We start from the raw sequence: 25,463 nt of genomic DNA, 5'->3' as shown, positions 1-25,463 counted from the left end.
CTATCCTGATACTATACCAATCAAGAAGCTAGATAAATAATTATTTAAACTTAATGACATATAGCCAAAATTAGACAAAGGTAAACTAACTGCTGCACATGTTAAACCCTCGTGCACCAACAAGAGCAAAGGCTGCAAACCCAAGAAAATGCAATACATATGCCTGCGGCAGCATCTAAATATAGCCAGATACTTTGCATCAATATCATATTGAACAGCAACATCTTGCTAAGCGATGAAGCCATGTAGATCTAACAATTAACTGCTAACAGCTTAATCTCGATTTATAAAGTGTGGATCTTGATAATAAAGTATCGTTTCAACTTTCCCTAAACAGCTGAACATAATTAATACAGAGGCCTTTTATGCCATATGATTAACCAACTAAATCCTAAATAAATGGGGTAAGAGTTAACTTTTTGAGGGATTCGATTGAAGCATGTTGATAGGCTTTTTCATTCCCTGATTGGCGTGGTAGATGTCTGATCCAATTTGGCCTAGCCCTGTCCTTAAGTGGTGGTACTTTAATCTATCTTGTTAATGGCTATCAACATGTTATGTCACATATTCGCCTGTTTTTTTCTAGAGAAATAATCGCTTGTCTCAATGCCAGCCTAATGACGCTAAATCGAAGAGACGCTAGATATCGAGTGTAGATGCATCTGCGGACGTCGATGGCAGGGCCAAAAATGTTCCCTACATTTATTGGCATTTCCTACATCCATTTAGGTCAGATGCCATCGTCGAGCCTACAAGGAAGTATTCACGGCGTGTAGCAGATGTATCTGCACATAAGCCCACCGCAGGTGATAGATTGCAATGAAGGTGCGACCTTCAAATCTCCTATAGTGCGCATCAAAGCAATTTATCTATTAAAGCGACTGGCTTGTTTAACAGCCAAATAAAGTGTCGCCTAGCCGACACTTTATTTATTAGCTGCTTTTTGGCAAATGACTCAAACGACTTTAGTCGACTTGCTGGTCTTGATGCTTTTTCAAGCCAGCATGTATCAGGCACCTTCTATGAGGGATTGGTGTTGAAGATGAAAAGCACTTCACCGTTTCCGGAGTTTCCTGCATAGGAAGTCGGGGCCTTGCTGTCCGTCCTGGTTGAAGGCATCGCATAACTACCGCCACCGCCCCCGCCATAGCATCGGTAATCGTCCCCACCAGAAGCGTCCGTGCCATATACGGTACCACTGCCACCGCCACCATAGCCGCCGCCACCGCCGCCACCGCCGCAGGTGGCCGGGTTACCGCCCTCACCACCTTTGCCGGCATTAACAGCCAGATTGGGGCCACCGTTTATCCAGCCCTTTGATCCTTCGGAACCCGAACCTCCCGACGCTCCGCCGAATCCCTGATACCCACCATTATGGCCATCGCCCCCGCAGGCCACGCCTTCCGTGCAATCGGTTCCGCCCCCGCCCATGCCGTTGGTATTGGTGAACCAAGACCCATCCAAAGATGGCAGGCCATCGTAAAAGGCGTTTGCGCCTACGCCGGTTGCCGATTTGCCAACCTGGCTTGAATACGCGAAGCCGCCGTTGCCACCGCCGCCGCCTTGCATAGAACCGCTGTAGAAGGCGCTGCCCTCGCCGCCACCGCCACCGCCGCCGGCGATCAGAACTATCTCATTGTGCGACAGGGAGCCGTCCGGCTCAAAGCTTGTCACGATCGTGGCAGCGCCTCCGGCCCCTCCGCTGCTATCGTGACTTCCCGCTTGCCCCAAGTAGTAGTAGAAAATCGCGTTGCCGAAAATATTTCCATACTCGGTGCCTGTGGTTACCATCTGTGCAAAGCCTCCTTTACCGCCTTCTCCCGACCCGCCGCCTACTGAATTGTTAGTGCCGTTACCTCCTCCGGCACCGATAGCCTGTATCCATAAGGTTGTATTCTCATCTATGGCGCTGTTGAGGGGACTTGCCTGGGTTGCAATGTTGGTCCAGAAAACCGCTTGATTACAGCTGGTATTTAGGCTGCAAACCACCTGGTTTGAATTGGCGGGGGCAAGAGAACAGGTTGCATCGCAGTCCTCGATAGCGTACGAAACCGCTCCACCCAGTTCGAAATTTGTCACTGCGGTGTGCATTTGGCCCACATCGTCCATGACGGTGAGCGTCGCCTGGTAGTTCCCCGAAACGTCTTTGACACCATTGGTTGAGGCGGTATCGGCGTAGGGGTGGACTTTGAGCGGCCCCCGGTTAGGCCCGCCCTGAATGGTAACCGGCCCATAGACGGTTTCGCCCGTATCCAGGTTTTTTACTGTGTAAGTATGAGCAACCAGTTTTCTCTCACCGCCTGCAACGGAAAAACTTCCATCGAGTTCCATTCGGCCGGGCACGTTAGACGATTCCATTGCCGTAAGTCGCGCAGTCGGACCGTTTTCACTACCGTCACAGCCCTGCAGTGCGCCCATGGAGCAGGCCAGCACTATGAGTGCCGGTTTCGATGAATGGGCGAAATTCCTCAACCCTGTGTACAGACGATGGATCCGGCTTAAAAAAGCTGGTGATAAAGACATTCGGTTTCCCCTTGAGCTTCCTTTTTCCTGGGCGTTGTAACGATTTAGCATCGGGAAGGAAGGATTGATTTGGTCATTTCCACAAATGGCCTTTTTTGCCAAAAAATGAGTCAATCCAAGTTCCTTTTGTGCGACTAACTAAAAAGCCCCAGTGTAAGTCAATAATTTAATTGAAAATAAATGTGCGAAATACAGAGTTTTCCTTGGATTTCATCAAGGATGACCGCGTAACCTTGGTGCACAGGCAAACTGAATACCACGAATTCACCGCCAAAGAAAACAAAATTGCAACATATGTACACTTCTGCTCTTTCGCATTCCTATGTTCACATCCCTATGATCAGTACACTGCTACTTCCATGTACTGCACCCGCCGTACAAGCGTAGATAGCCTAGAAGGTGCGAGCTTCAACTGCACTATGTAGATACCTATACAGGCATACGCTGGACAGACAATTAACAAAACCAGCGCCTAAATCGCTCACCAAATCACCACCCATTAATCCCATCTCAGCCATCAAACCGCTAGTCAAAAACAATGCCAACTCTCCAAACTTTCCCCACGAAGAGTCAAAAAACAGGCTTTTTGCTAATAAAATGACGGCGTCATTTTTACCAACATCAGACAAAGCTAAATAAAGTTTATTTCTTTATAAACATCGACTTGATGCAATTATGACGGGCGGTTTTCGCGGCAAAACATTGACAGTTTATTTCTTCAAAAAAGCGGCGTATAGTGCGTTTCTAATTTAGTGACGCTAGGGTGAAAATCATGTTTCGTTTTACAATTTATTCAATCGTGGCCTATGCCTTCTGGCTGACCTTTGTCGACGTCTCCAATTACTTGGGCGCAGAAGAAGATGGCTGGCTATCGACCATCAAGAGCGAGTGGGCCAACTTTAAAGATGATGAGCCAGCACTGAACACCACTTACCTCAGCAGCCAGGACAATGATTGCCAGGCCACGAACAGCTGCTACGAAGCGAGTGCGCCACTGGGCGAATAACGTCCTAGCCTAACTTGAGTCGATAAGCTATTAGTATGAGCTTTAGGTTCACGAGATTTCGATTTACTCGCTTTAGCTTTGAGAGCTTTAGCTTCGAGAGCTTTAGATTCGTGAATTTTATTATCCTGAGACTTAGCTTTATCGTGAGACTTAGATTTATCGTGAGATTCAGCTTTATTGCGAGAGTTAGATTCACACAACACTAAGCCTGTATCCCCTTCCCTGGCATCCTAGCGCTATCCTTGCTTCACCCTGGAATCACCCTAGATTCGCCCCTCACCTAGCGCTAAATTTAGCGCTAGGTTTAACGTTAGGTTTAGCGCTAGATTAGCCCTTTGATTAATTAAGCAAGATACCCGCCAGGGTAAAGGCACTCACTAGGGCGAAGAAGATCCACTGAAACATAGAACGAAACGCCCCCTTCATCTCAGCAAAATACCCTATGTAGATCTGCCAGATGGCAAACAACACAAAATTCAGCGCGATAAAAAGCAGCAAGCCATAGCTTTGCATGCTAGACACCATGGCAAAGGAACAGGCCAGCAGAACCAGCGCCGATAGCACCAGAAAGACCGAGATATAGTGAAACACGCAGTGCATGACAGATTTGGCGATGGGATCGAAATCGGCCTCAAGCATAGGGGTTAAGAAACGGGTCTTACCTAAGGTAAAATGGCCGATACAGGTCAAGATGGCGATGATGCCGGCGATGAGAAAATAGATGTTCATCGAGTCTCCATGAAAACGAGCGAGTAAAGATCACTCTTACCTAGACCAGTCTAGTCGAATCCTTGTTTCATGCCCGATCAAAAAAGAGTGCACCAGCGCACTCTTTTTCGAAAAATTAATCGGCCACTCAGACGAGTTTACATGGTTGCCATGATCCAGTAGTCCAGGCGCTGCTGCGGATTGGCCATCAGCTTCTGGCAAGGCCCCTTGTAGCGGCCCATGAGACTGCCCAGATTGTTGTTGCTCGGCAGGCTGGCTCTTTGATCAGCGATGGTCGCCGCTAGCTGCTGCTCCACCTTGTCGGCGTCCTGATACTTTTTCGCCAAGGTGACGGCGTCCTGGCCAGATTGCTTAAGCCTTTCACCCACTGGCTTCATCTGCGGCGCATTCATGCCGGCGATAGTCTCTGAAGCAATCTGATAATAGGCGGCGCACTCCAGCACCTCTTTGTTAAAGGCCAATTCGGCTTCTGAGGGAGCTGCGGCGGCGCTATTGGCCATGAGGGCTAACAGCGAAAGTGTGAGAGTCTTGCGCATCAATACTGTCCTTGAGCAATGAGTTTGAACCATTTCTACTTTAGATGTCACTGAATATCAAGGTTATAGCTTAAAAATTCTTGCTCGACCTTAAAGCCCAGAGACTCATACAGCGCCTGAGCCTGATGGTTGTCTTTATGGGTTTCTAAGAAAATAGAGGCGATGCCCTTGGCCTTGGCATAATCGATGGCGGTGTTCATCAATCGCCGCCCTACCCCGACACAGCGGGCATGCTGGGTGACATAGAGGTCGCTCAAGATAAGATTGGCGCGAGCATGGATAGAACTGAAACTGGGATAGAGCTGACAAAAACCCAGGCCATAGCCCTGGGCATCCAACATCAAGAAGATCACCGCATCCTTGCGAGCCAATCTGGCGTTGATAAACTTGTTGGCCAGGTCGATATCGCTCATTTGGCCATAAAACTGGCGATATTCGTCAAACAGACTCGCGACTACGGCGGCATCTTCCAAGCTTGCCCTGCGTAATTCTCCCGACATTTATCCTCCCTGATATCTAAAGTTAACTTATACCAATCGTAATAAACAATTGATCATTCTAGCTTGTTAAAACGCTCGATAACTGTATTAGTATTTTTAATTGTAGAATAACTACTTATCTAAAAATCCTGCTTTGTTCTCAAGCGTTTTTCCTGCGCTATTTCTGATCACATATTTACTGTGATTGATATTATTGGTGTTCTTGATACTGACGCATTCGAAACTTAAGGTTCTGTTTCACGGTCGGCCACTCTGAGGCGATGATAGAGTAAACCACGGTATCGCGTATGGTGCCGTCTTTCAGAATGCGATGATTTCGCAGCACGCCATCTTGCTTGGCGCCCAGGCGGGTGATCGCCTCGCGGGATCGTTGATTGTGCCAGTGGGTGCGAAACTCTACCGCAATCACGTCTAAGGTCTCGAAGGCGTAGGTGAGCAGCAGGAGTTTACACTCGCTGTTTACCCCTGTGCGCTGCGCCCCCTTGGCATACCAGGTATGGCCTATCTCTATGCGTCTGTGGGTCTGATCCCATGACATCAGGCGGGTACAGCCGACAATCTCCCCCGAGTGTCTGTCTCTGACGGCAAACGCCAGCGCCTCACCACGCTGCTCGCTGGCCAGGGCCTGCTCGACATAGGTCTTCATCTCATCGGGATGGGGCGCCGAGGTGTACCAGAGGTTCCACAGTTCGCCGTCGCTGACTGCGATGGACAGGGCGGGAATGTGCTCCTCCTGCAGCGGCTCTAACACCACACGCTCACCACTTAAACAGCCTCTCAATGCGTCCTGACTCATGTTGATGCTCCAATGGGTTTGTTATAACAAAGCCATATGACCGATAGATGAAATTGCCTGTCTAGCCAGTGGCCTTGTTTACTCGCGATGACTTTTTTACAAGACTGCTTTTTACAAGACCGCTTTTTTCAAGACGGTGACCAGATAGTTTCCGAGTTTGTTTACAAGCTAGATCACGAGATTGCTAATACACACGCTATCAAAATAGCCAATTTAATTAAAGTGTTATCTTGTAAAGTAATACTTCGTCGCCCTCGCCCCAGGCGATAAGTTCCTGACATTGGAAGCCGAGCTTCTCAAGCAGCGCCCTGGAGGGACCATTGCGTTCTTTCACTATCGCCAGCAGGCTGCTAAGTCTGAGCGCCTTAGCGTGAGCTAACACGGCGCGGCTGGCCTCGACCGCATAACCTTTACCTAAAAATTCCGGCAACAGAGCATAACCAAGGTCGATACCGTGCAACTGCTCGCGGTTCACCAGGCCGGCCACGCCGACTGGCTCGCCACTTTGCCTGAGTTCGATGCAGTACATGCCATAGCCATGTTCCTGATAGCTGTTGATCGGCCCTTCGATGAGGTGGTTTTCCGCCTGCGCCAGGGTGCGCACGCCGCGATCGCCTATGTTGTCGAGAAAGCCCTGACTGTTGAGCAGGGTCAGCATAAAGGGGGCGTCTTTTACTGTCATTTCACGTAAGACGAGACGCTCTGTTTCTAGGGTAAGCAATTCATTCTCCTAGGTTACTTTCGCATTGGGTGATCTCGACTATACTGTGATTGGTTCTACATAGGAAGTGGTTCTAATGACACAACACGCGCCGAAAATCAGTCAATATCATGTCATTGCGGCAGTGGTCGCCGCCGAGCTCAATCAGACACTTAGCTACTGCAAACAGATAAATCTCACCGCCAGCAATGCCCAGGCAGCCTCGGCGCGGGTGGGTAATGCGGCGCTCGGCTTTAAGGCGCTAACCGGCTTCATCGACGATCTGGCCTCCTACACCATGAAGGCGGCCACCGACATCAATCAACTGGCCCATCAGACCAGTCGACTCGCCACAGAGACCGCCAGGGCGGCGGTCGCGCTAAATCATTTCCAGCGAGCAAAACTCAAGGCCAATGGCGCGCCCTATGGCGACACCATCAACCCGGCCGTTGAGGCCACTCAGGCCCATCACAGCAAGTTACAGCAGGAATTTGATCGCCTGATCGACAAGATGGAAAACCAGCTGTTTGAACTTAAACGTAATCTACGCACCGCCAACATTCTGGCCTCCATCTGCCGCATCGAGGCGTGTCGGGTCGATACCGCCAACCAGACCATATTCAACGACGTGGCTAACCGGGTGGACGATGTGGCCCAGTTGATCCGCCGCCGGGTCGACCATGCCATTACCCTATTTGGCAACACAGCCCCCTGAGCCCCCCTTTTTACTGAAAAGCTAACGACAAGGAGTCACACCATGAAGAGTGAGCTAATCATAGAAACCCCCACCCACAAATGGCTCTACTTCGGTCGCGACCCCGAAAAACCCGATAAGATCATCGACACCAACCAATACATGGTGGTAAGCAGCCATCATGCCCTGCTGATGGATCCCGGCGGCATTGAGCTGTTTGCGGCCATGCTGGCCAACATCGTCAAGCATATCCCCCTGAGCCAGCTGACCCATCTGTTCGCCTCTCATCAGGACCCGGACATCATCTCCTCACTCGGCCTGTGGGACCAAACCCTGCCCAAGGCCAAGCTCTACTCTCCCTGGCTATGGGAGGGATTTATCCGCCACTTCGGCATGAATAACATCAGCTATGAGCCTATCGCCGACAACGGCGGCAGCGTGAGCCTAGATCAAGTCGAGTTGCAGTTTATTCCCGCCCACTACCTGCATGCCTCGGGTAACTTTCATGTTTACGACCCTGTGACTAAGGTCTTGATGAGCGGCGATATTGGCGCGGCGCTGGAGGATCCCCAGGCTGATATTTATGTGGATGATTTCGAGCAACACTGCGCCAAGATGGCCTATTTTCATCAGAGGTGGATGCCATCAAATCGTGCCAAGAATGACTGGATAAAGCGGGTGCGTAAGCTGGATATTCAATACCTCTGCCCTCAGCACGGCAGGATCTTCCGCGGTCCCCAGGTAAAGCAGTTCCTCGACTGGTTCGAGAGCCTCAATGTGGGTGTGGGGGTATAAAAAAGAGTTTATGCTGGGGGCTAGCGTTAGCGTCTTAGCTACCTCTTCCCACAGACAAAAAAATGCCCGCAGCAAGCGGGCAACACAATCACTTAGGGTGAAAACCTTGCATAGGTAGGATGCAGGCTCCTGACCACTTTGCCAGTTTTTACCGCCCTGTAAACCCGACCAAAGTCGAAAGTCCCTGGCCAGGCTTCACAATCTCTATCGCTTCCTAAAACTAGGGCTATCCCTCTTATCAGAGGTAACGCACCGCCGAACCAGCAGATTTTTGCGGCTTTAACGGCGCCTTCACCGCGGGCGTGCCCAGATAGAGGAAGCCCACTATCTGATCTTGCTCGCCCAGGCCTAGTTCCCGGTGCAGATAACGATTAAAGGCCAAGGGGCCGGTGCGCCAGATGCCACCTAACCCCAGGGCGAAGGCCGCCTGCTGCATTGCCATACAGGCACAGCCCGCGGCAATATGTTGCTCGAGCGCCGGCACCTTAGGATGATCGCTGACCTTAGCCACCACAGTCACCACCATAGGGGCGCGCATCGGCATGTTGGCCGCCTTAGCGACTGCCGCCTCGTCGCCACCATCTTGCTCCATGGCCTTCACAAAATGATCCGCCAGGCGGGTTAAACCATCACCCTCGGCGACGATAAATTCCCACGGCGTAAGGCCGGCATGGTCCGGCACTCGCACCGCGGCGTTTAAGATCTGGGCTAATTGCGCCTCATCGGGAGCCGGGGCGACTAATCTGGGGCAAGACTGCCGAGTCAACAGAAGTTCGATCGCATCCACAAAGATTATCCTGTCATTAATACCGACCACGAGGGTAACAAATTGGTAAAAAAAATCCCACCAAAACAGTGGGATTTACACTCTACCGCGTTTGCTTAAGCCTTTGGCTGATACTTGCGGGCAATCCAATAGTCCAGGCTGGTATAACGTCCACCACCTATGATCAACAAGGCAAACAGCATGAACAGATAGGTCACGGCAAACTCGATGCCGTTATTGAGGATCACAAAGTTACCCGAGGAGGTCAGCCAGTCATAATTTCCATACTCCAGCAACAGCGACTTGGCCGCCGCGAGTTTTTCGGCGGACGCCAATACCTGCTCATTGGCCAGCCAAGAGCTAGGATCGGCGATGGCCAACCAGCCATTTTTCCAATGCACGCTAAAGGCCGCCACCGCCATGGTGACCATCAAGGGAATTGAGATCAATCGGGTGGCTAAGCCCAGGATCAACAAGATCCCGCCGACAAACTCGCTGCCAGCCGCCAGTGCCACCATCACCGCGGGCATGGGCAGACCTAATCCCCACTCGGCATTGCCAAACCATGCTGCCGTATCGCTAAAGTGGGACAACTTGTTGTAACCCGCTTGCATCTGTACGGGCGCCAGATAAAGCCTCAATGCCAGGGCCGCCACACCATCAAGCTGGGCGATCCCCTGGGTAAATTTAGCGTACAGTTTCTGCATAACCTCACTCTCTCATTATTTTGTCATTACCTAATAGACCCTTAGCTGAACAATTTAATTTCAGCAAGACTGCATAAAGACAAGCGTAAGAGGAGTATGGAAGATGGGGAGATGGGGAGATGGGGAGATGGGGAGATGGGGAGATAGAAGAGTCAGACGATGAGCACCATGAAGTCGTCGAAGCATTGCAGATAGTCGCTCACGCTGTGAGGCAGACTCGCATCTGGTGCACTCTCGCCCGCCTCTGTCCCGCCCTGACTGGCCATCAACAGCGCCCAACAGGCGGCAAAATACCAATAGAGTGCCAGCGCCGCCGGAATAGCCGCCTGCGCCTTGTGGTTTAGCTTGGGATGCCCCTCGAGGTAGCCCAAAATCAACTTATGGCGCTGCTCAGTGGAGAGCCTATGGGTCGCCAGCACGCTGGCGAGATCCACCAAGGGATGCGAGCTACAGGCATATTCGTAATCGATACACCAGAGCCGCCCCTGACTCATCAAGAGATTATGGGGGTTGAGATCGCGGTGGCTGTATTGCGGTGCCAGCTCACAGGCATCCAGCTCTGCAAGGACGGCATCGACGCGCACTCGATGGGCCTTAAGCTCAAGCCACCTCTGCTGCCATTGATCGCGATATGGCGCAGGAGTTCGGCAACCTTCGGCTACGCTGGCTAACCGTTGAAAGTAGCGCCGCCACTGCTCGCTCACAGAGATGGGGTTCTCTGGCACGGGCAGATAACTCAGGCCGCGAAGCAGCTCCAGCAGCAACACCTCGGCATCGGTTCGGGTAACGGCTTCATCCTGCAGCGGATGAGCGGGATTGGCCGTCATCAGGCGGCTCCAATCTTCCTCTGTGTCGATGAAACGACTCAGATAGAAGCGGTTGTCAGGCGACACATATACCAGCTCGGGAGCTATGCCTTGCCGCTGTGCCAGACGCCAGTTCGCCACCTCATGATCCCGGGCACTGATCTGGCTACTCGCCTGACTGTTGACCCGCAGCACCAGCTGCTTGCCGGCATTGCTCAGATGATAATTTTGGTTGCTCAGCCCCCGCGAGAGCGCCTGTATATGTGTGGTCGCATCGAGTGGGCAGCCAAGGCTGGCCAGCTGCGTCTTAACCGCCTCAGGCAGGCTTTCATGCAAGCCATCACGCCGACTATCGCCAGACATCAGCCGCTAGCCTCGACAGGTGTCACAGCACGGCCCGCATTAGTCATAGGAGTAATCCGCCTCGCTTGGCTGCTGCATGCTGGTGCGCCACAGAAAGTAGCCCCCAATCGCCATGCCCACATACAGGATGAACAGCATAGAGGTGAGCATCAAGCCCTTGTTGAGATAGAGATAGATGGAGACCAGATCGATGACCACCCAGTAGAGCCAGTTCTCAAGCACCTTGCGAGCCACCAGATAGGTAGTCATCACGGCAAAGCAGCTGGTTGCGGCGTCCAGATATGGGTAAGAGGCCTGAGTGTAGCTCGCCATCAAATGGCCGACCACCAGGGAAACCACGCTGGTCGCGACAATCAGATAGATATGCCGTCCCAGCGACCAGCTCACCACCTCGACACCATGGTCTTCACCGCCGCCATAGCGCCACAGCCAAAAGCCGTAGCCGGCCATCGCCATGTAGTAGACGTTGAGCAGCGACTCCATCAGCAGGGAAACCTCCCAAAACAGCAAGGTATAGATGGCGGTGCTGACAAACGCCGCCGCCCAGCACCAGATGTTGCCGCGCATCGCCAGCGCCAGGTAGGCCAGTGCCAAGACCACGGCAACGGCCTCCCAGGCCGTCATGGCGTTGGCCTGCTCGAAAGCCTGGGTCAGGGTGCTGACCAAAGCGGACCAGAAATCTATCATAGGATGAGTGTCGCTCCCGTTAACTTATTCGCCTTTTGGCCTTATTCCTGATGAGACAGGTCCAGCTCACCGCCGATAAACTTGACCACGAACACCGCCTTGCCCCACTTCTGGTGGGCGGCCTCCATCTCGGTGGCCAACATCTGCATTACCTCGCCATACTCACCACACACCTGAGTGGCCATGGCATTGGTACGGCGCTCTATGTTGGGGTAACCATCTACCCTGCCGATAAACCATTTGATGGGATCGATATAGTTATCCTTGAGGGGATACATGCTGATTTCAGCCGTTAATTTCATCTTAACTCCTTAATGGGGCGAGCCCTGCCCGCCCCTGTCGTAATAAGCAACTATACAGGCGATTACATAAACTTGACGTTAAGTGTAACGCCTAGCTGGCGAGGATCGCCGTAGCGGATATATTGCTTGTCGGCCCAGCCGTTATCTGGCTCGTTACCGAAATAGAAGCCGCGCACCCCATACTGCTCGTCAAACAGGTTGCGACCCCAAAGGTAAGCCGACCAGGTCTCTGTCTCATAACCAACACGGGCATTGAAGATAGTATAGGGCTCTGACTTGGAATCGTTGCTGTCTGAGTAGTAGAACTCACTCTTGCCACTTGTGGTCAGGTTGGCGAACCACCCCAGATCGCTGCGATAGGTCACCCCCGCGCTATAGGTAAGGTTAGGCGAGTGAGCCAGTTCGCGGCCACTGAGATCCACCAGTCCACCGTACTTATCCTGGTAGGCGTAATCGCCATAGGCGGTCTCTAACCAGCCCAGCGTGCCGTATAGCTTAAGGTTATCAGTGGCGTACCAGTTGGCTTCCAGCTCGGCACCATAGTTGTGGGAGCTACCGGCGTTTTCGATATAGAGAATGAACTTCTGTGGTTCATCCGGGTTTTGCTGTGAGGCAGAGACCTGCTGATCGCGTCTGTCCATGTAAAACAGCGAGAAATGCGTGGTGGCGTCGCCATCGAGCCACTCGGACTTGAGGCCAAGCTCATAGTTGTACAGTGTCTCGGCCTGGAACTCTTTCTTATCACTCAATGAGGTCGGCAGCGACATGTTGAAACCACCCGCCTTATAGCCACGGGCGATACGCGCATAGGCCTGATGCTCTGGGCTCAACGTCTTGCTCAGGGCAATATGGCCACCCCACATGTTCTCAGACGGCGCGAAGGCATCGTTGGCCGAGTCGCTGTAGTCACTCTCGCGGCGCTCGAGACGCGCACCGACTGAGAGCGCATAGCCATGGCCCAGGTCGCTGTCTAACTGGGCGAAAACGGCCAGGTTAGTCGCCTCATACTCGGCCATGAGATTGTCTTCCCAGCCGTTGTAGACCTCGGTGGTGTCGTTGTCTTCTGTGAGTCTCAGGCCATAGACACCCACCAACCAGTCTGTGCTACCGCCTAAGATACGTCCCGCCTCCGTGGAGCTTAGACGAAACTCCTGAGACAGGGTGGTTCTCTCGCCCAGCTTGTTCCAGGTGTAGTCATACTGGCAGGGCTCACCCTCACAGCTGCGGGCCGCCCAATATGCAGGATTTGCCCAGTCACCGTCATAGCCGTGGTGAGTATCACTCTGAGCCATTGAACTTAATGAGACCAGCTCGAAGCTGTCGGCGCCCGAGTAGGTCAGCTTCAGTGAGCCACCCGTGGTGCGCTGCTTATCGACACCAGGTTCATCGGTAAGAGTATCGAAGCCGTTGTTGTCCAGTGTCCAGGCATCATAGCCATTGTTAAAATCGGCGTGCATCAGGCTGAGATCTGCCACCAGATCGTCTGTGGCATACCAGCGCAGCTTGATGCGGCCGGTAAATTCATCTCGGCCGTTGGTGTCGTCTCGGCCCAGGTAAAGGTTGTCACGATAGCCGTTCTGCTCATGTTGCTGCAGCGATACGCGGTACAAGAGCTTGCCCGAATCGCTTAATGGACCTGAGCTGAAGCCGCTATAGGTGCGCAGGTTATCGTCACCCAGTTGCACCTCGGCGCCATGTTCGAATACTGAGGTGGGATCGTTACTCTTAAGATAGATGAGTCCCGCCAGTGCGTTGGCACCATAGCGAGTCCCCTGAGGACCACGCAACACCTCGACCTGCTGCAGATCGTACATGCTGGAGATCATCCCAATACCAGACAGATCTATGTCGTCTATGATATAGCCCACGGAGGAGTTAGGCGCCCCCTGATACTCCTCCTGCTCGCCGACGCCGCGGATCTGGAAATATTTTGCCCGTGAGCTGCCGCCAGACCAGTTGAAGTTGGCAATACCGTTGAGTACGTCTTCGAAGTGCTGGGCGCCCTCGTCTTCTATCTGCTGTTGGTCGATAACGCTGATGCTCGATGGCACCTTGTCCAGGCTGGATTGGCGAAAATCAGAGGTGACGACGATCACTTCCATCTCGTCATTAGTCGGCGGCGTATCGCTCGCCATAAGGCTGGTGTGAGTTAACGCCGCAGCGACGGCAAGGGCGATGGGTGAATAAGATTTTAATGTAAACATGGGACCTCAAATTAATATTGAGATCCGGCACTTAAGAAAGCGAGAAAGAATGCACAGACAGATCGCGTTGAATCTAGTGATGTGGCCCATTCCTACGCCGGTATTAGCCGGATCAGGTTCTAAGGGTTCGTCCAGCGGACATCTCAGTCAATCACAAAGCCTATGGCTTGGCGTTAACACCCCTTGGCGAGGCCGATTATACATGACTCATACAAAGAGTTGACATATTTAACGCAAAATTTGCGCCTGACCCATAAAAAACGCCAGCATTGCTGACGTTTTCATCAAATCATTCGCTAGACTCATCCATGAAAGCGATTTTTAATTGGAAATGGCCTCGCGCACATAGAGTTCGCAGCGCACCGCAGTGGCATTAGGCGACAGCGCCGTTACCTGCATCTGCTGCTTGCCATGGAGCTTAAGCGCCTTCCAGCTTACGCCCTCATCTTCCACCGTCGCACCATTGATATCGTACCAGGTGAACTTATATTGCAGATGGAGATCTGTAGCCGCCTTGCTGATAACGGTAGCGCGGGCCCGCAAGAAACCGGCCTCAGCCTGGGTCGTCACCCCACTGACATCCACATCCGAGTGGAAGGAGCCGTTGTCCACCCGCACCTCGCCGGTAGAGCTGGTCATGATGCCGCCGGTATGCGGCGCACAGGCTGCCAGTCCCAATAACATCCAGCCTAACACTAATCCCTTGTTCATCTTTACCCTCCTAACGCCGACCATTGACTCGGTTACTCTATCAGAAAATGGGCACGTGCCGTGGCGATCAACGCCTTACGGTTGGTTTGCCAGCAGTTGATGTTAACGTTGGCCACACGTCGCCCTTGGCGAGTGATCTTGCACTCGGCAAAACTGTCTCTATGATGGCCGGCTCGCAGGTAATCGATAGAGAAGTCGACAATTTTGGGTACCTTAGTGGTCTGCATAAATACCATCAACTGTACGATGGCCGACATCTCCATGAAACCGGCGATCACCCCGCCATGAATGGCCGGCAGGGTTGGATTACCGATATTCTCATCTTTCTTGGGTAGCTGAAACACCAGCTCGTCGCCAAAGCGTGCCACCTGCATGCCGATAAACTTTGCATAAGGTACGTGTGCCAATAGGTGACCGAAATCGTTGAGCTCGGTGGCCTTCTTGACGATATCTTTAACGTTTAGTGCCTGATTAGCCTCTGGCGAAACCATGGTCATTCCCCTTCTCCCATCAAGGCCTGTCTGAAGGCATCACCCACCATCTCTGGGCTGATGCGCATGAAAGAGCCCACCGCATGGGCGATAGGGTCATCGATAGAATCCTGATAGGCGATGGCGCGAGTAAAGGCCACGCTCGAAGAGAGCTTATAACACTCCGCAAAACCGTAAACGCTCTTATTTGGCTCGGCCGGTTTCATGTAATCGACTCTCAGATCCAGCGTTGGCGATAACTCAAGTGACTTGTACTTATCGAAAATATTGCACACCACCGCCGTACCACAGGCGGTGTCCATCAAGGTGGTGATCACCCCGCCGTGTATCACACCGGTATCGGGGTAACCGATCAGCTCGCTGCTATAGGGAAGCTCGATCAACACGTGCTGTTCGCTGGCTTCAAGCACACTGAGTCCGAGTCGGCGGCACTGCACTAGCTGGCCGACAAAGCGTGTGGCCAAGTCCGTCAGCGGGAAAAAATCAGGATTTGTCTTCATTGCTCAACACAGTCCAGAAGTAAGTCAGGATTAACGCGACACCAGCGGTCCCATAAAATCGCCGCCTAATAGGTGCATATGAATATGGAAGACTTCCTGGCCGCCATGCTTATTACAGTTCATGATGAGACGATAACCGTCTTCGGCGATCCCCGCCTCATCAGCCAGCTTAGCCGCCACCGTCATCATGCGCCCTAATGCCTTCTCGTCAGATGCCTTCACATCGTTAACCGTCGGAATAAGATGGTTAGGGATGATGAGAATATGGGTTGGCGCCTTAGGTTGAATGTCGCGAAAGGCCGTGACCAACTCATCTTGATATAGGATATCGGCGGGAATTTCGCGTCTAATAATTTTACTGAAAATGGTCTCTTCGGCCATTGCACTATCCTCGATGTGACGTTATTCCTGTCAGTATACTCACAAATGACCAATTTGTGATCCTTCATATAAATAAAGGAGTTAACTCGGTTAACGAGTGATGATTTTTAGCACAGAGATCAAAAAAGCCCACCAGATGAACAGGTGGGCCTTATTACTCATCGCAGCGACACTGGCCAAGATTTAATATTAAGTGCTATTTAATCGAATGCTAATCTATCGCTGTTCATCTGATCTTGCTGTTTAAGTTGCTTAAGATTTTCACGCTCGGCCTCTATCTGCAGCAACTTAGGCGCCTTGAAGGTTAACTTGATAAAGGCATCTTGGCGCGTCTTGGCCAACTGTTCCAGCGCCACATTAGTGCCATCGCCCACAAAGCCATACCAGCGCTTACCCGAGCAGCTTCCCTGTAATACGCATTTATATGAACTCATCTCACTAGAGATAAACTCTGTAGTTTGATAACCACTATCCATCAGAGATTGCTTAATAAAATTAAAATCCTGATTATAATCATCATCATATAAGCCATAGATTTTGCTAGTCATGGTGACCTTTAGTAGCCCGTGTTGCTTATCGGCATAGAGCACATAGTCATTGGCTAAAGATAAAGATTTAGGTAAAGCATGGGTTTCTACCCTGAGCTCATCTCCCTGGCGTTTGACCTCGCCATACCGGCTGACATCCTCTCCCCAATCAAGCCCAAAAGGCGCCAATCCATGTGCGTAAAGTGGCGCTAACACTAACAGCAATGCTAACTTCTTCATCGTACCTATTCAGCAAGTCAAAAACTTGACGGATTCTACCTCAGAGAGGGTAAATGTGAAACCGAAACGAGCCAAAAAACAATAAAAATATATAGTTATGCAATGTTGGGCCAAAGTAGCAAAATAGTTACTACCGATTTAGACCGTTAACACCAAAGTATTACACGGCATTGCAATGGTAATGCAAAAGTATGAACCATCTCGACAGCCCGTCTCATCCCTGATTGATCTTTGCGCGTACTCTGGCTTCAGAGTGGGCTTCCAACCAATATTTTTGTAACACGGGACTGCTTAGCCCACTGGATTGATCGGCTAAATTCCATGCACCCTTCCAGATACCGTCGGCGATCATATGTACCACCGCGCTCTCTATGGCCGATGCCACACACAGACTCACCGGCTCGTTAGAGGTATAGCCAAGCTCAGACTCCAATAGCTCTTGTGCATCGATAAACTTAAACACACCGGCGGTGATCTCTTTCGACAAGATTGACTTTGTCGTCGTCACGCTACTGAGCAAGCGTCCGGTGCGAATATCCACCGCCCTGAGATTAACCGTTACGGTATCGACACGAAACTGGGTTGCCGCACCTATGCCTAAATAGCGGGCGCCGGCGCCGCCGGTTCTGACGTTAGTGTCATAGGCAACGATACCGCCTTCCATCAAAATCTGCGCCGAATTAAGCTGTGGCAACTTATTGGCCTCACCATTTAGGCCTGCCCTGACGATTTTGCGTTCTGTGAGCAGATTCTGTAACCCTTCACGCTCGACGGGAATAAACCAGCTAGAATCATTCAAGGCCTGGGCCAGAAACGCAGTGCCACTCTGGGGCACGGCGGTAGAGAAGTTACTGGAAGGGATGGGCTTATATTGACCTGTCTGATCACGAAAGTCATACACGGCGGCAAGCATTACCCCCTGGGGCGCAGGCAGGTTAATGAGATCATAGTAACTCTCGCCCTTCGGCATCAGACTCGAGGAGGCTTGCACCTGTTCGAGGTCACTGGTGGTGGAACAGGCAGAGAGTAGTAGCAGGCCAGCGGCAATCAACAAAGGTTTCATCGTTAGCCACCTACACTCGAACTATCGCTCAGCCCACCCACCTCAATAACCGTGGTCTCACCGGTTAATAGGTCTGTGATATGCACCAGCAGCATGCCATCTTCGTTGAGCACCTGGATCTCAAAGTCAGTTGTCTTGAGGTATCCCTCGCCGCCATTGGCCGCATCATTAAAGAGCTGGCTCATCAGGCGAGACTCCAGTGAACTCGCCATACGCTCGAGTGCACTGGGAGGCGTATACCCTGAGCCCCCTTTGTGATCGTTTTGCGCCGAGGCGTTAGCCAGCAAGTAGGAGCCGTTAAGATAACTGCCACCAAAGTTGGGGTTCACTGGGGTATAGATAAGTTGTGTCGCCTGACTGCTCAGGCTGAACGCGACCGTCAATAGAATAGCCATCGACAGACGAGACTTAGCTCGATTCATGGTTTAATGTCCCTATTAAAATTCATCAGGCGCTAAATCGGGATCCAACCACTGAGCCCAGCTAGCCTGTTTCTTGTTTTGCTTCAATATACTGTCGACACGCCTGGCCACCTGCTCCGCCAGCTTATCCAACTGCCGACTCGCCGGTGACACCACAGTCACAAAGATAGGTTTGCGATTGTGTAACACGCTAATCTTGCTGCCACTACGCGCAGTAGCCAACTCGACAATACTCAGTCCACCGTGCTCAGTCATGCCGCCGATATCGCGATAGGCGGCAACAAACTCACGATAAAATCTGTGACCGACACGAGTCATCGCCCGGTTGAGGATCAAGCCATCGATGAGATCAGACTCCAGCCTGGGCGGCGTGTCACTGGTACTCTGCGCGGCCAGTTTACTGCCCTCGTCGACATCAGGCCCCTGACAATAAACAGGGCCCGAGAAGGCCGCTAACAAGAGTAAGCGGCCAACATATTTCACTGCTGCACCTCATGCAGATGAGTCTGTGCCCAGGCAATCGCCTGTCCACGGCTTGAGACACCAATTTTTCTAAACACCCGATAGAGATGTGTCTTGATGGTGCTCTCGCTGACAAACAACTGATTGGCGATATCCACGTTAGTACTGCCTGTCAGCAAGGCCTGCAGTACCTCGCGCTCGCGAATAGTCAGGTTGTCGGCGCCGTCCAGCTGCTCCTGATCCGCAGAAGCCGATAGCAAAGTATGGGGGATCACCGTCTGGCCACGCAACACATTGGCTAAGGCCTTGCCTATCTGCTCTAAGGATGCATCACCATAGAAGACGGCGGCGGTAATGGGGGAAATTAGAAATCTTGCGTCTATCTGTTTCGGATAGTGTAAGAATACCACGCGGGCGCTGTGGCGCTTCTCGATCTGCTTTTGCACCTGATAGGCGCGCTGCACATCTATGGTGGCGAGATCGATAACAACCAAAGAGTAATTCCCTTCACTCATGGTCACTTCAACACTCTCTGGGGTAACCTTAGCCAGTTTAACCAGAAACTCCTGGGGCCAACGCGTCTCCAACAGATCAATCAACAACTGCGATCGCGATACCACTACCCAATTTATCACTTTGAACATCCTGCTCACTCCATGTCGCTAGTTATAAGCGTATTCCATTAAACCGACACATATAATAACAACTATAGAATTAAAAATAACATCTTAATTGCGCCATTTTTATCAAGCTCTACCAGATTATCTGTTCTAGGCGAGATCCCTTCACCCTATCTTTCACCGCCTTACTGCTAAGGAAGGTGCGAATAAGTCCCGTGCTTGCTCTGCGTGTGCTTAAAGTGGATAGATGCAAGGCACAGTTTGCAGCGAATGGCCCTAGTCCTTCGCAAGAACTGTAACGCAGCAAATACCGCTGTAAGCCTCGCCCTGCGGGGCTAGCAACACCATTTCGGCGTTATTCAACTTCAGCAGGCCTCGGCATGCCCTCAGTTGAATGCCTTGAACTGTCGCTGCTATCAAAGCCAGAGCTGTACGACGACCTGTTCGCACCTTCCCTAACGATATCCCTGAGTAACACTGGCCCTTTGTGCATTGCCCCACTGTGTCACTATCACCCCATGACCCGAGCCGTTTTGATAAATACTGACCTCATTGTCATAACCACTCTGTTGCACGTAGGCCTGGTTATCACTGCCTCGCTGCTCCACCACCAAAGATAGGCTAGATCCAAGCTGATTGGCTATCAGGCTATTGTTCACCCCCACCTGCAACAAGCTGGCTTCTATCGCCTCTCCTTGCTGCAGCAAATAAGCCTGGTTGTGAATCCCCTGCTGTTGTACGCCTGCGCTGTTCGCCACGCCCGATTGCGTGATGAGCGCGCGGTTAGCGCCGCCGCTCTGCGTAATATCGGCCTGTAGTGCATCCCCAAGCTGCATGATACTGGCGTTATCACCATGGGCTAACTCATCTAGGCTACTGAGATCATCGGCCCATACAGGCTGGCCGCCAAAAAGCGCCCCTAACAAGCACAACTGGCAGAATGCCCGGCGCCAGGCAAATTGCCTGACCTTAAAGACTGCTTGCATCAAATTTGTTTCCTTCCTTGGCGCACCTATCTGTTTTTCTTGCCAAGATTATCTAGCTAAGACAAAGGACTTACGTCCACAAAGAGTATTAAGTCAGGCTAGACAAAATATCTATTCAATGAAGAGGAGTAATACTTTTCTACTAATGTTTGGTGAGGGAATGATGAGTTTTATCTTACCGAGTTGGCATTCGTATAGACGGAAAAGAGGCAGACAGGCTCTGCCAGCGACACATACAAAAACACCGGCAGCTGCCGGTGTTTGTCGATTATCTTACAAGGATCTTACTTATTCAGCACTGAATCTGCTGTGCGGCCATCGTCGTGGCAGCTGTCACATGCAGGCTTATCACCCACGTTAGAATCGTGCGGTGCGTGACAGTCGGCACACATCAGGTTACCGTCGTGTGGCTGGTGCACCTTGTCCATCTCGGCCAGTGTACCGTGACAGCTCTGACACTGCTCAAACTCGTGAGCACCATCGGCTGATGGTTCACCGTCTGCGTGACACGCTTCACAGCCTTCCATCTCAGCATGCATCTCTGCAAGTTCTTGTGGCTCTGCCATTGCCGCTGGTGACAATGCAAGCGCCGCTAAACCAGCACCGAATAACGCACTTAGAATTTTATTGCTCACGATAATTTCCTCTCTTATGTTTGGCGTTGTGGGGTTAGTTATTATGTCCCATCCTGCCTTGTTCCTAGATTGCACAACTCAGCTTAAAATAGCTAAGGTTTTGCAAATAGGCAAATTTCTCTTGCGGGCATACTAACAGTAGCCACTCGCCAAAAATGTGCACTTAATCAAATATCTATGCCACAAGCCTCATACTCACATATAAGTATGATCTGCGTCACACTCAGGCTATGCATATGGACATTTTTCCCAGCCATTGCTCACCCCAAAAGCTGACTGCAAAAATGAGACAAAAAAAACGGGAGCCTGGGCTCCCGTTTTCGTCATTAAAACTTAATTACTGTGCGCGTAATGCTTCGATACGCTTTTCCAGTGGTGGATGGCTCATCATCAGCTCGGCCATCGACTTCTTACCATTGATACCGAAGGCGGCCATCTGTGCAGGCATGGCACCGGTTTCGGGGCCTTGACGCAATCTGTCCAGCGCCGCAATCATCTTGTGTTTACCGGCAAGCTGCGCCCCACCGGCATCGGCCTTGAACTCACGCACACGTGAGAAGTAAGCGACGATCATTGAGGCCAGGATACCAAACAGCATATCCATCACGAAGACCACGGCCATGTAGGCAAACATACCCAAGCCTTCGCCCTCTTCGTCATTGCTGGCAACGAAGTTGTCGATAATGCTCGCAACCACACGCGCGGCGAAGATAACAAAGGTATTGACCACGCCCTGGATCAGGGTCAGGGTCACCATGTCACCGTTGGCTACGTGGCTCACCTCGTGGGCCAATACACCCTCGATCTCGTCCTGGGTCATGCCGTAGAGCAGTCCGCTACTCACGGCAACCAGCGAGTTATCTTTACTCGGGCCCGTGGCAAAGGCGTTTAGCTCGGGTGACTGATAAATGGCCACCTCAGGCATCTTGATGCCCGCCTGCTCAGCCTGACGTGCAACGGTATCGACCAACCAGCGCTCCATGTTGTCCCGTGGTGTGGTGATTACTTCACAGCCCATGGTCTTCTTTGCCATCCACTTAGAGATCGCTAAGCTGATAAAGGCGCCGCCGAAACCGAAGATGGCGGCAAAGACCAATAGTCCGCCCATGGTCGAGGTGTTAACCCCTAAAATAGACATCACAATTGAAGCGACCAGCAAGATTGCCATGTTTGTCGCGATCAATAAGAAAATACGCTTCATGTAAGCTCCTATAAGCCCTGTATGAGACACCCTATGTGTCATCAGCCTCTCTTAACGACATAATATGTCCGATAAGTCAGAGTTCAAGGGTTGAACGTAAAAATTTTTTTGGTGGGTACGATTGAATGTGCAGCCACGCCAAAAAGTGTAGACCTTGGCGTGGAGTCTAGAAGCCCTATATTAAGCCAATCTTAAATTTATCGGCTTTGATGGGATAAGCCGTTAATCTTTATTAATAATTACCCCAGCAACCAAGAAATGGCGCTTTGTTAATCATCAAGCCTCCACTCAACAGGCACTATGTTAGCTAGCGTTGGCTAACCTTGACCGGGCGCCAGCTTGGTAAGATCTAAGTATTGCGCGGCGTTTTGGCTAGAACATTCAGTAAGATGTGGGATGACACCTAGGCATGGGGCGTCCATCAAGGCAGTAAGCGCCAAGAGGTTCTCGTCAGTCACCTGCATATCGGGATCGACGCAGTTTGCTACCCAGCCAGCTATCTTTACCCCATCGGCCTGAATTGCCTCTTGAGTCAGCAGTGCGTGGTTGAGGCAACCCAGCTTAACCCCGACCACCAAGATCACCGGCAGCTGCAGATCGATTGCCACAGTGGAAAGAAAGGCCTGTGGATTAAGCTTACCCTGAACGCGAAGCGCATGGTTAAGCGGCAGCCGCCAGCCACCCGCCCCCTCAACCAAGGCGAAATCTACCTGATCAAATGGCAGCGTCTTAAGGTGAGCCGTGACCAGATCAGCATTAAGGGGCACGCCTAGCTGCTTGGCGGCGATATGCGGCGCGATGGCAGGCTTAAAAGCAAAGGGGTTCACTCTTTCATAGGCAAGCTTCACATTGGACTGAGCCATCAATGCCAGGGCGTCGCTGTTTCTCAGTCCCTCAGACGTCTGCTCGCAACCCGAAGCGATGGGCTTAACCCCCAAGGTGCTACCCTGCTTACTCGCTAGATAGAGGAGTGAGGAAGCCACCAGCGTCTTACCACTGTCGGTATCTGTGCCGGCGATGAAATAACGCATGAACCCTTTCCTTAACTCGCCTTACGGCTCGCATGAATAAATAAGATTTGATAGGTCAAGGGAAGTCCCTCTGGCTGACGCATTGCCTCGACGCGCTCACACAGTGACTGCCAATCCCGGCGACCGCGCAGCCTGACTGATGGCTGGTCATTAACCCCCGTCGCCGTAGAGGCCCCGACCCCTTTGATGGAATAAAGCAGCGTCTTAAGATCGTCGAAATGCACCCGCAGCGCCTCTACCGTTTGGTGTTCAATTTGCCACTGGTTATCGCTAAACCCATAGAGAACCGTCTGGGCGGCCTCGAAGGCATTGACCCTTAACCCAAGGGCATCGAGCTCCGCCAGGCTGCCATCGACGACGATGGCGAGATGGCATTGACCGCCGGGCTTAAGCACCCTAGCAAGCTCACCTATGGCCGTCTTGATATCGCTGCACCACTGCAGGGCAAGGTTTGAGTAGAGGGTATCTATGCTGGCATCGGATAGGGGCAACGCCTGGGCATCGCCGCACAGCGCCTTGTAGCCAGGAAAACTTGCGCGCATTTGCGATAGCATGCCGGGGGCGATATCCAGCGCCAGCACCTCATTAAGACCTCGCGCCGCAGAAAAATCTGTACCTGGACCACAACCGATATCTAACAGGCGGCCAACAGGAGACATGCTTGCCCTGAGCCGCTGCGCGCTGAGGCGCTGTACCTTGTCATGTTCCTGATAGTGCCGGGCCGCCTGAGAGAACTGCCCCGCTATCTTGTCAACGTCGGCCGTCGATACAGGGCTAACCACGCTAGTCCCCTCTTTATCCGGCGCCTTAGACACTTGGCTTGGCATATTCGTAGGCACATCTTTGGCTAATTCACTACACACAGAATCAGACTTCCTCTGAAAAAATTATACGCCTCTGCGGGCTTAGCCCTGCAAGACTCGCTGCAACTGCTCGGCCAGAGCGTCGATGTCGGCCTGGGTATGATGCACGTTCAGGGTGATCCTCAGCCTGGCACTGCCTTGCGGCACAGTCGGGGGCCGAATCGCCCCCACCCAGAACCCGGCGGCCTTTAACGCTATATCGATCTTAGCAAGCTTGTCGATATCCCCCACCACCAATGGTTGAATGGGCGTCTGGCTGCCAAGTAGCTCAATTCCCCTCGCCTTGGCGGCCTGTTGAAATGCCAGGATCACCTGAGCCAGCTTGTCTCTGCGCTGACCGTCTCGAGTCACCAAATTAACGGCCTTTAGCGCCACATAGGCACTGGCCGGTGACAAGGCGGTGGAATAGATATAGTCCCTGGCATGAGCCACCAGAAAATCGATACAGGCTCGCGAGCCAAGAATCGCCGCGCCTTGGCAGCCCAGCGCCTTACCAAAGGTGACAATTTGAATATCGCAGCAACTGGCATCGACCCTCTTGTGCCCGCCCAGTGGCAAGACACCGAAACCGTGGGCATCATCGACAACTAACCAGGCGCCATTGTCTTTCGCCACCCCATAAAGCTCATCTATGGGCGCCAGGTCGCCATCCATACTGAAGATGCTCTCGGTGACTATCGCCTGAGGCTGGTGCTTTTTTGTCAGCCGCTTCGCGCCAGCAATATCGTTATGGACAAATCGCTTGAGCAGCGCGCCGCTCTCTCGCAAGCCGTCGATCAAGGAGGCATGGATCAGCTTATCGGCCACCACCACGCTCTCTTTGTCCAGCAGCGTCTTCATCAGGGCGCTGTTGGCGCTAAAACCGCTACTAAAGAGCAAGGCGGCCTCATGGCCTGTGGCATCACACAGTGCCTGTTCGAGTTTGGCGTGAGCCTCGCTATAGCCTGTCACCAAGGGCGAGGCGCCGCTGCCTACGCCATAGCGCTTCGCTCCCTCGGCTAATGCCTCGATCAACTCACCCGATTGACTCAGGCCTAAATAATCATTGCTAGCAAAGTTATGCTTGATGCTGCCTTGATGCACCAGACGATTGACGCAATCGGGACTCTGCGCCAACTGCTGACGACGCCTGAGCAGCCCGCTTTGCGCCGCGCGCTGCATCTTCTGCTCAATTTTCTGCGCTAGCGTCTGCAGCGGCCGGGTCATGGGCTTACTC

The 25,463-nt window shown here is 52.1% G+C and carries 30 protein-coding genes and 1 riboswitch; of the genes, 3 read left to right on the top strand and 27 right to left on the bottom strand.

What is annotated here, in order from left to right:
* Positions 1–1,020: 1,020 nt before the first annotated feature.
* The gene (locus L1D43_RS19870; RefSeq protein WP_275659053.1) at positions 1,021–2,637 is read right to left on the bottom strand and encodes a hypothetical protein; all 1,617 of its coding nucleotides are present in this window, start codon (positions 2,635–2,637) and stop codon (positions 1,021–1,023) included.
* Between the two features lie 658 nt (positions 2,638–3,295).
* On the opposite strand from L1D43_RS19870, the gene L1D43_RS06360 reads away from it, so the two are divergent.
* Positions 3,296–3,529, top strand: coding sequence for a hypothetical protein (locus L1D43_RS06360; protein WP_041511464.1), 234 nt, complete (start codon positions 3,296–3,298; stop codon positions 3,527–3,529).
* Between the two features lie 339 nt (positions 3,530–3,868).
* On the opposite strand, the gene L1D43_RS06355 is transcribed toward L1D43_RS06360, so the two are convergent.
* The 5 genes from L1D43_RS06355 to L1D43_RS06335 form a co-directional block, all read right to left on the bottom strand.
* Entirely contained in the window at positions 3,869–4,258 is a 390-nt protein-coding gene (locus L1D43_RS06355; protein WP_239850371.1) for a hypothetical protein, read from the bottom strand.
* A gap of 137 nt (positions 4,259–4,395) precedes the next feature.
* Complete coding sequence (locus L1D43_RS06350) at positions 4,396–4,794, bottom strand: hypothetical protein (protein ID WP_041511466.1); 399 nt, start codon at positions 4,792–4,794, stop codon at positions 4,396–4,398.
* 47 nt (positions 4,795–4,841) lie between these two features.
* Positions 4,842–5,294 carry a GNAT family N-acetyltransferase gene (locus L1D43_RS06345; protein ID WP_239850370.1) on the bottom strand — a complete coding sequence of 151 codons (453 nt, stop codon included), beginning with the start codon at positions 5,292–5,294 and terminating at the stop codon, positions 4,842–4,844.
* Positions 5,295–5,484: 190 nt separating this feature from the next.
* The gene (locus L1D43_RS06340; protein WP_239850369.1) at positions 5,485–6,090 is read right to left on the bottom strand and encodes a GNAT family protein; all 606 of its coding nucleotides are present in this window, start codon (positions 6,088–6,090) and stop codon (positions 5,485–5,487) included.
* A gap of 217 nt (positions 6,091–6,307) precedes the next feature.
* Entirely contained in the window at positions 6,308–6,811 is a 504-nt protein-coding gene (locus tag L1D43_RS06335) for a GNAT family N-acetyltransferase (protein ID WP_239850368.1), read from the bottom strand.
* Positions 6,812–6,887: 76 nt separating this feature from the next.
* Here L1D43_RS06335 and L1D43_RS06330 point away from each other — a divergent pair, with 76 nt between their 5' ends.
* On the top strand, positions 6,888–7,505 hold the full coding sequence (locus L1D43_RS06330; RefSeq protein ID WP_239850367.1) for a chemotaxis protein: 618 nt from the start codon (positions 6,888–6,890) through the stop codon (positions 7,503–7,505).
* Positions 7,506–7,547: 42 nt separating this feature from the next.
* Complete coding sequence (locus tag L1D43_RS06325; RefSeq protein WP_239850366.1) at positions 7,548–8,279, top strand: MBL fold metallo-hydrolase; 732 nt, start codon at positions 7,548–7,550, stop codon at positions 8,277–8,279.
* 238 nt (positions 8,280–8,517) lie between these two features.
* Here L1D43_RS06325 and L1D43_RS06320 read toward each other — a convergent pair whose 3' ends face one another.
* From L1D43_RS06320 to L1D43_RS06220, 21 genes are all read right to left on the bottom strand, one after another.
* The gene (locus L1D43_RS06320) at positions 8,518–9,066 is read right to left on the bottom strand and encodes an NAD(P)H nitroreductase (protein WP_239850365.1); all 549 of its coding nucleotides are present in this window, start codon (positions 9,064–9,066) and stop codon (positions 8,518–8,520) included.
* A gap of 95 nt (positions 9,067–9,161) precedes the next feature.
* Positions 9,162–9,752: a DoxX family protein gene (locus L1D43_RS06315; RefSeq protein WP_239850364.1), complete on the bottom strand. Its 591-nt coding sequence runs from the start codon at positions 9,750–9,752 to the stop codon at positions 9,162–9,164.
* Between the two features lie 152 nt (positions 9,753–9,904).
* The gene (locus tag L1D43_RS06310; protein ID WP_239850363.1) at positions 9,905–10,921 is read right to left on the bottom strand and encodes a phosphotransferase; all 1,017 of its coding nucleotides are present in this window, start codon (positions 10,919–10,921) and stop codon (positions 9,905–9,907) included.
* A 39-nt stretch (positions 10,922–10,960) separates the two neighbouring features.
* Positions 10,961–11,608 carry a nicotinamide riboside transporter PnuC gene (gene pnuC, locus L1D43_RS06305; RefSeq protein ID WP_239850362.1) on the bottom strand — a complete coding sequence of 216 codons (648 nt, stop codon included), beginning with the start codon at positions 11,606–11,608 and terminating at the stop codon, positions 10,961–10,963.
* A 41-nt stretch (positions 11,609–11,649) separates the two neighbouring features.
* Positions 11,650–11,910: a hypothetical protein gene (locus tag L1D43_RS06300; RefSeq protein ID WP_041511475.1), complete on the bottom strand. Its 261-nt coding sequence runs from the start codon at positions 11,908–11,910 to the stop codon at positions 11,650–11,652.
* 62 nt (positions 11,911–11,972) lie between these two features.
* On the bottom strand, positions 11,973–14,114 hold the full coding sequence (locus L1D43_RS06295) for a TonB-dependent receptor (protein ID WP_239850361.1): 2,142 nt from the start codon (positions 14,112–14,114) through the stop codon (positions 11,973–11,975).
* Between the two features lie 72 nt (positions 14,115–14,186).
* A riboswitch (TPP riboswitch) is annotated at positions 14,187–14,308 on the bottom strand.
* Between the two features lie 127 nt (positions 14,309–14,435).
* Entirely contained in the window at positions 14,436–14,825 is a 390-nt protein-coding gene (locus L1D43_RS06290) for a YcfL family protein (protein ID WP_239850360.1), read from the bottom strand.
* A gap of 32 nt (positions 14,826–14,857) precedes the next feature.
* The gene (locus L1D43_RS06285) at positions 14,858–15,322 is read right to left on the bottom strand and encodes a PaaI family thioesterase (protein WP_041511478.1); all 465 of its coding nucleotides are present in this window, start codon (positions 15,320–15,322) and stop codon (positions 14,858–14,860) included.
* Entirely contained in the window at positions 15,319–15,816 is a 498-nt protein-coding gene (locus tag L1D43_RS06280; protein ID WP_239850359.1) for a PaaI family thioesterase, read from the bottom strand. Before L1D43_RS06280 ends, L1D43_RS06285 begins: the two co-directional genes overlap by 4 nt.
* 30 nt (positions 15,817–15,846) lie before the next feature.
* Positions 15,847–16,197: a purine nucleoside phosphoramidase gene (hinT, locus tag L1D43_RS06275; RefSeq protein WP_041511480.1), complete on the bottom strand. Its 351-nt coding sequence runs from the start codon at positions 16,195–16,197 to the stop codon at positions 15,847–15,849.
* Positions 16,198–16,397: 200 nt separating this feature from the next.
* The gene (locus L1D43_RS06270; RefSeq protein WP_239850358.1) at positions 16,398–16,964 is read right to left on the bottom strand and encodes a hypothetical protein; all 567 of its coding nucleotides are present in this window, start codon (positions 16,962–16,964) and stop codon (positions 16,398–16,400) included.
* Between the two features lie 214 nt (positions 16,965–17,178).
* Positions 17,179–18,027, bottom strand: a complete 849-nt coding sequence (locus L1D43_RS06265; protein WP_041511482.1) for a CsgG/HfaB family protein — start codon at positions 18,025–18,027, stop codon at positions 17,179–17,181.
* A 2-nt stretch (positions 18,028–18,029) separates the two neighbouring features.
* On the bottom strand, positions 18,030–18,449 hold the full coding sequence (locus L1D43_RS06260) for a curli assembly protein CsgF (RefSeq protein WP_239850357.1): 420 nt from the start codon (positions 18,447–18,449) through the stop codon (positions 18,030–18,032).
* 15 nt (positions 18,450–18,464) lie between these two features.
* Entirely contained in the window at positions 18,465–18,932 is a 468-nt protein-coding gene (locus tag L1D43_RS06255; protein WP_239850356.1) for a curli production assembly/transport protein CsgE, read from the bottom strand.
* The gene (locus L1D43_RS06250; protein WP_239850355.1) at positions 18,929–19,555 is read right to left on the bottom strand and encodes a LuxR C-terminal-related transcriptional regulator; all 627 of its coding nucleotides are present in this window, start codon (positions 19,553–19,555) and stop codon (positions 18,929–18,931) included. Before L1D43_RS06250 ends, L1D43_RS06255 begins: the two co-directional genes overlap by 4 nt.
* A 431-nt stretch (positions 19,556–19,986) precedes the next feature.
* Positions 19,987–20,517 carry a curlin gene (locus L1D43_RS06245; protein ID WP_239850354.1) on the bottom strand — a complete coding sequence of 177 codons (531 nt, stop codon included), beginning with the start codon at positions 20,515–20,517 and terminating at the stop codon, positions 19,987–19,989.
* Between the two features lie 284 nt (positions 20,518–20,801).
* Positions 20,802–21,152 (bottom strand): cytochrome c3 family protein, encoded by a 351-nt coding sequence (locus tag L1D43_RS06240; protein WP_041511609.1) that lies wholly within the window; start codon positions 21,150–21,152, stop codon positions 20,802–20,804.
* A 337-nt stretch (positions 21,153–21,489) separates the two neighbouring features.
* Positions 21,490–22,353 (bottom strand): protease HtpX, encoded by an 864-nt coding sequence (htpX, locus tag L1D43_RS06235; protein WP_239850353.1) that lies wholly within the window; start codon positions 22,351–22,353, stop codon positions 21,490–21,492.
* Positions 22,354–22,670: 317 nt separating this feature from the next.
* Positions 22,671–23,384 carry a dethiobiotin synthase gene (gene bioD / locus L1D43_RS06230; RefSeq protein WP_239850352.1) on the bottom strand — a complete coding sequence of 238 codons (714 nt, stop codon included), beginning with the start codon at positions 23,382–23,384 and terminating at the stop codon, positions 22,671–22,673.
* A gap of 11 nt (positions 23,385–23,395) precedes the next feature.
* Positions 23,396–24,247 (bottom strand): methyltransferase domain-containing protein, encoded by an 852-nt coding sequence (locus tag L1D43_RS06225; RefSeq protein ID WP_239850351.1) that lies wholly within the window; start codon positions 24,245–24,247, stop codon positions 23,396–23,398.
* A 42-nt stretch (positions 24,248–24,289) separates the two neighbouring features.
* Positions 24,290–25,453, bottom strand: a complete 1,164-nt coding sequence (locus tag L1D43_RS06220; protein WP_239850350.1) for an 8-amino-7-oxononanoate synthase — start codon at positions 25,451–25,453, stop codon at positions 24,290–24,292.
* Between the last annotated feature and the right edge of the window lie 10 nt (positions 25,454–25,463).

This window comes from Shewanella sp. Isolate8 (assembly GCF_022398495.1).
GTDB classification, from domain to species: domain Bacteria; phylum Pseudomonadota; class Gammaproteobacteria; order Enterobacterales; family Shewanellaceae; genus Shewanella; species Shewanella aquimarina.
The sequence above is the reverse complement of the archived record's forward strand: the minus strand, read 5'-3'. Positions and strand labels throughout refer to the sequence as shown.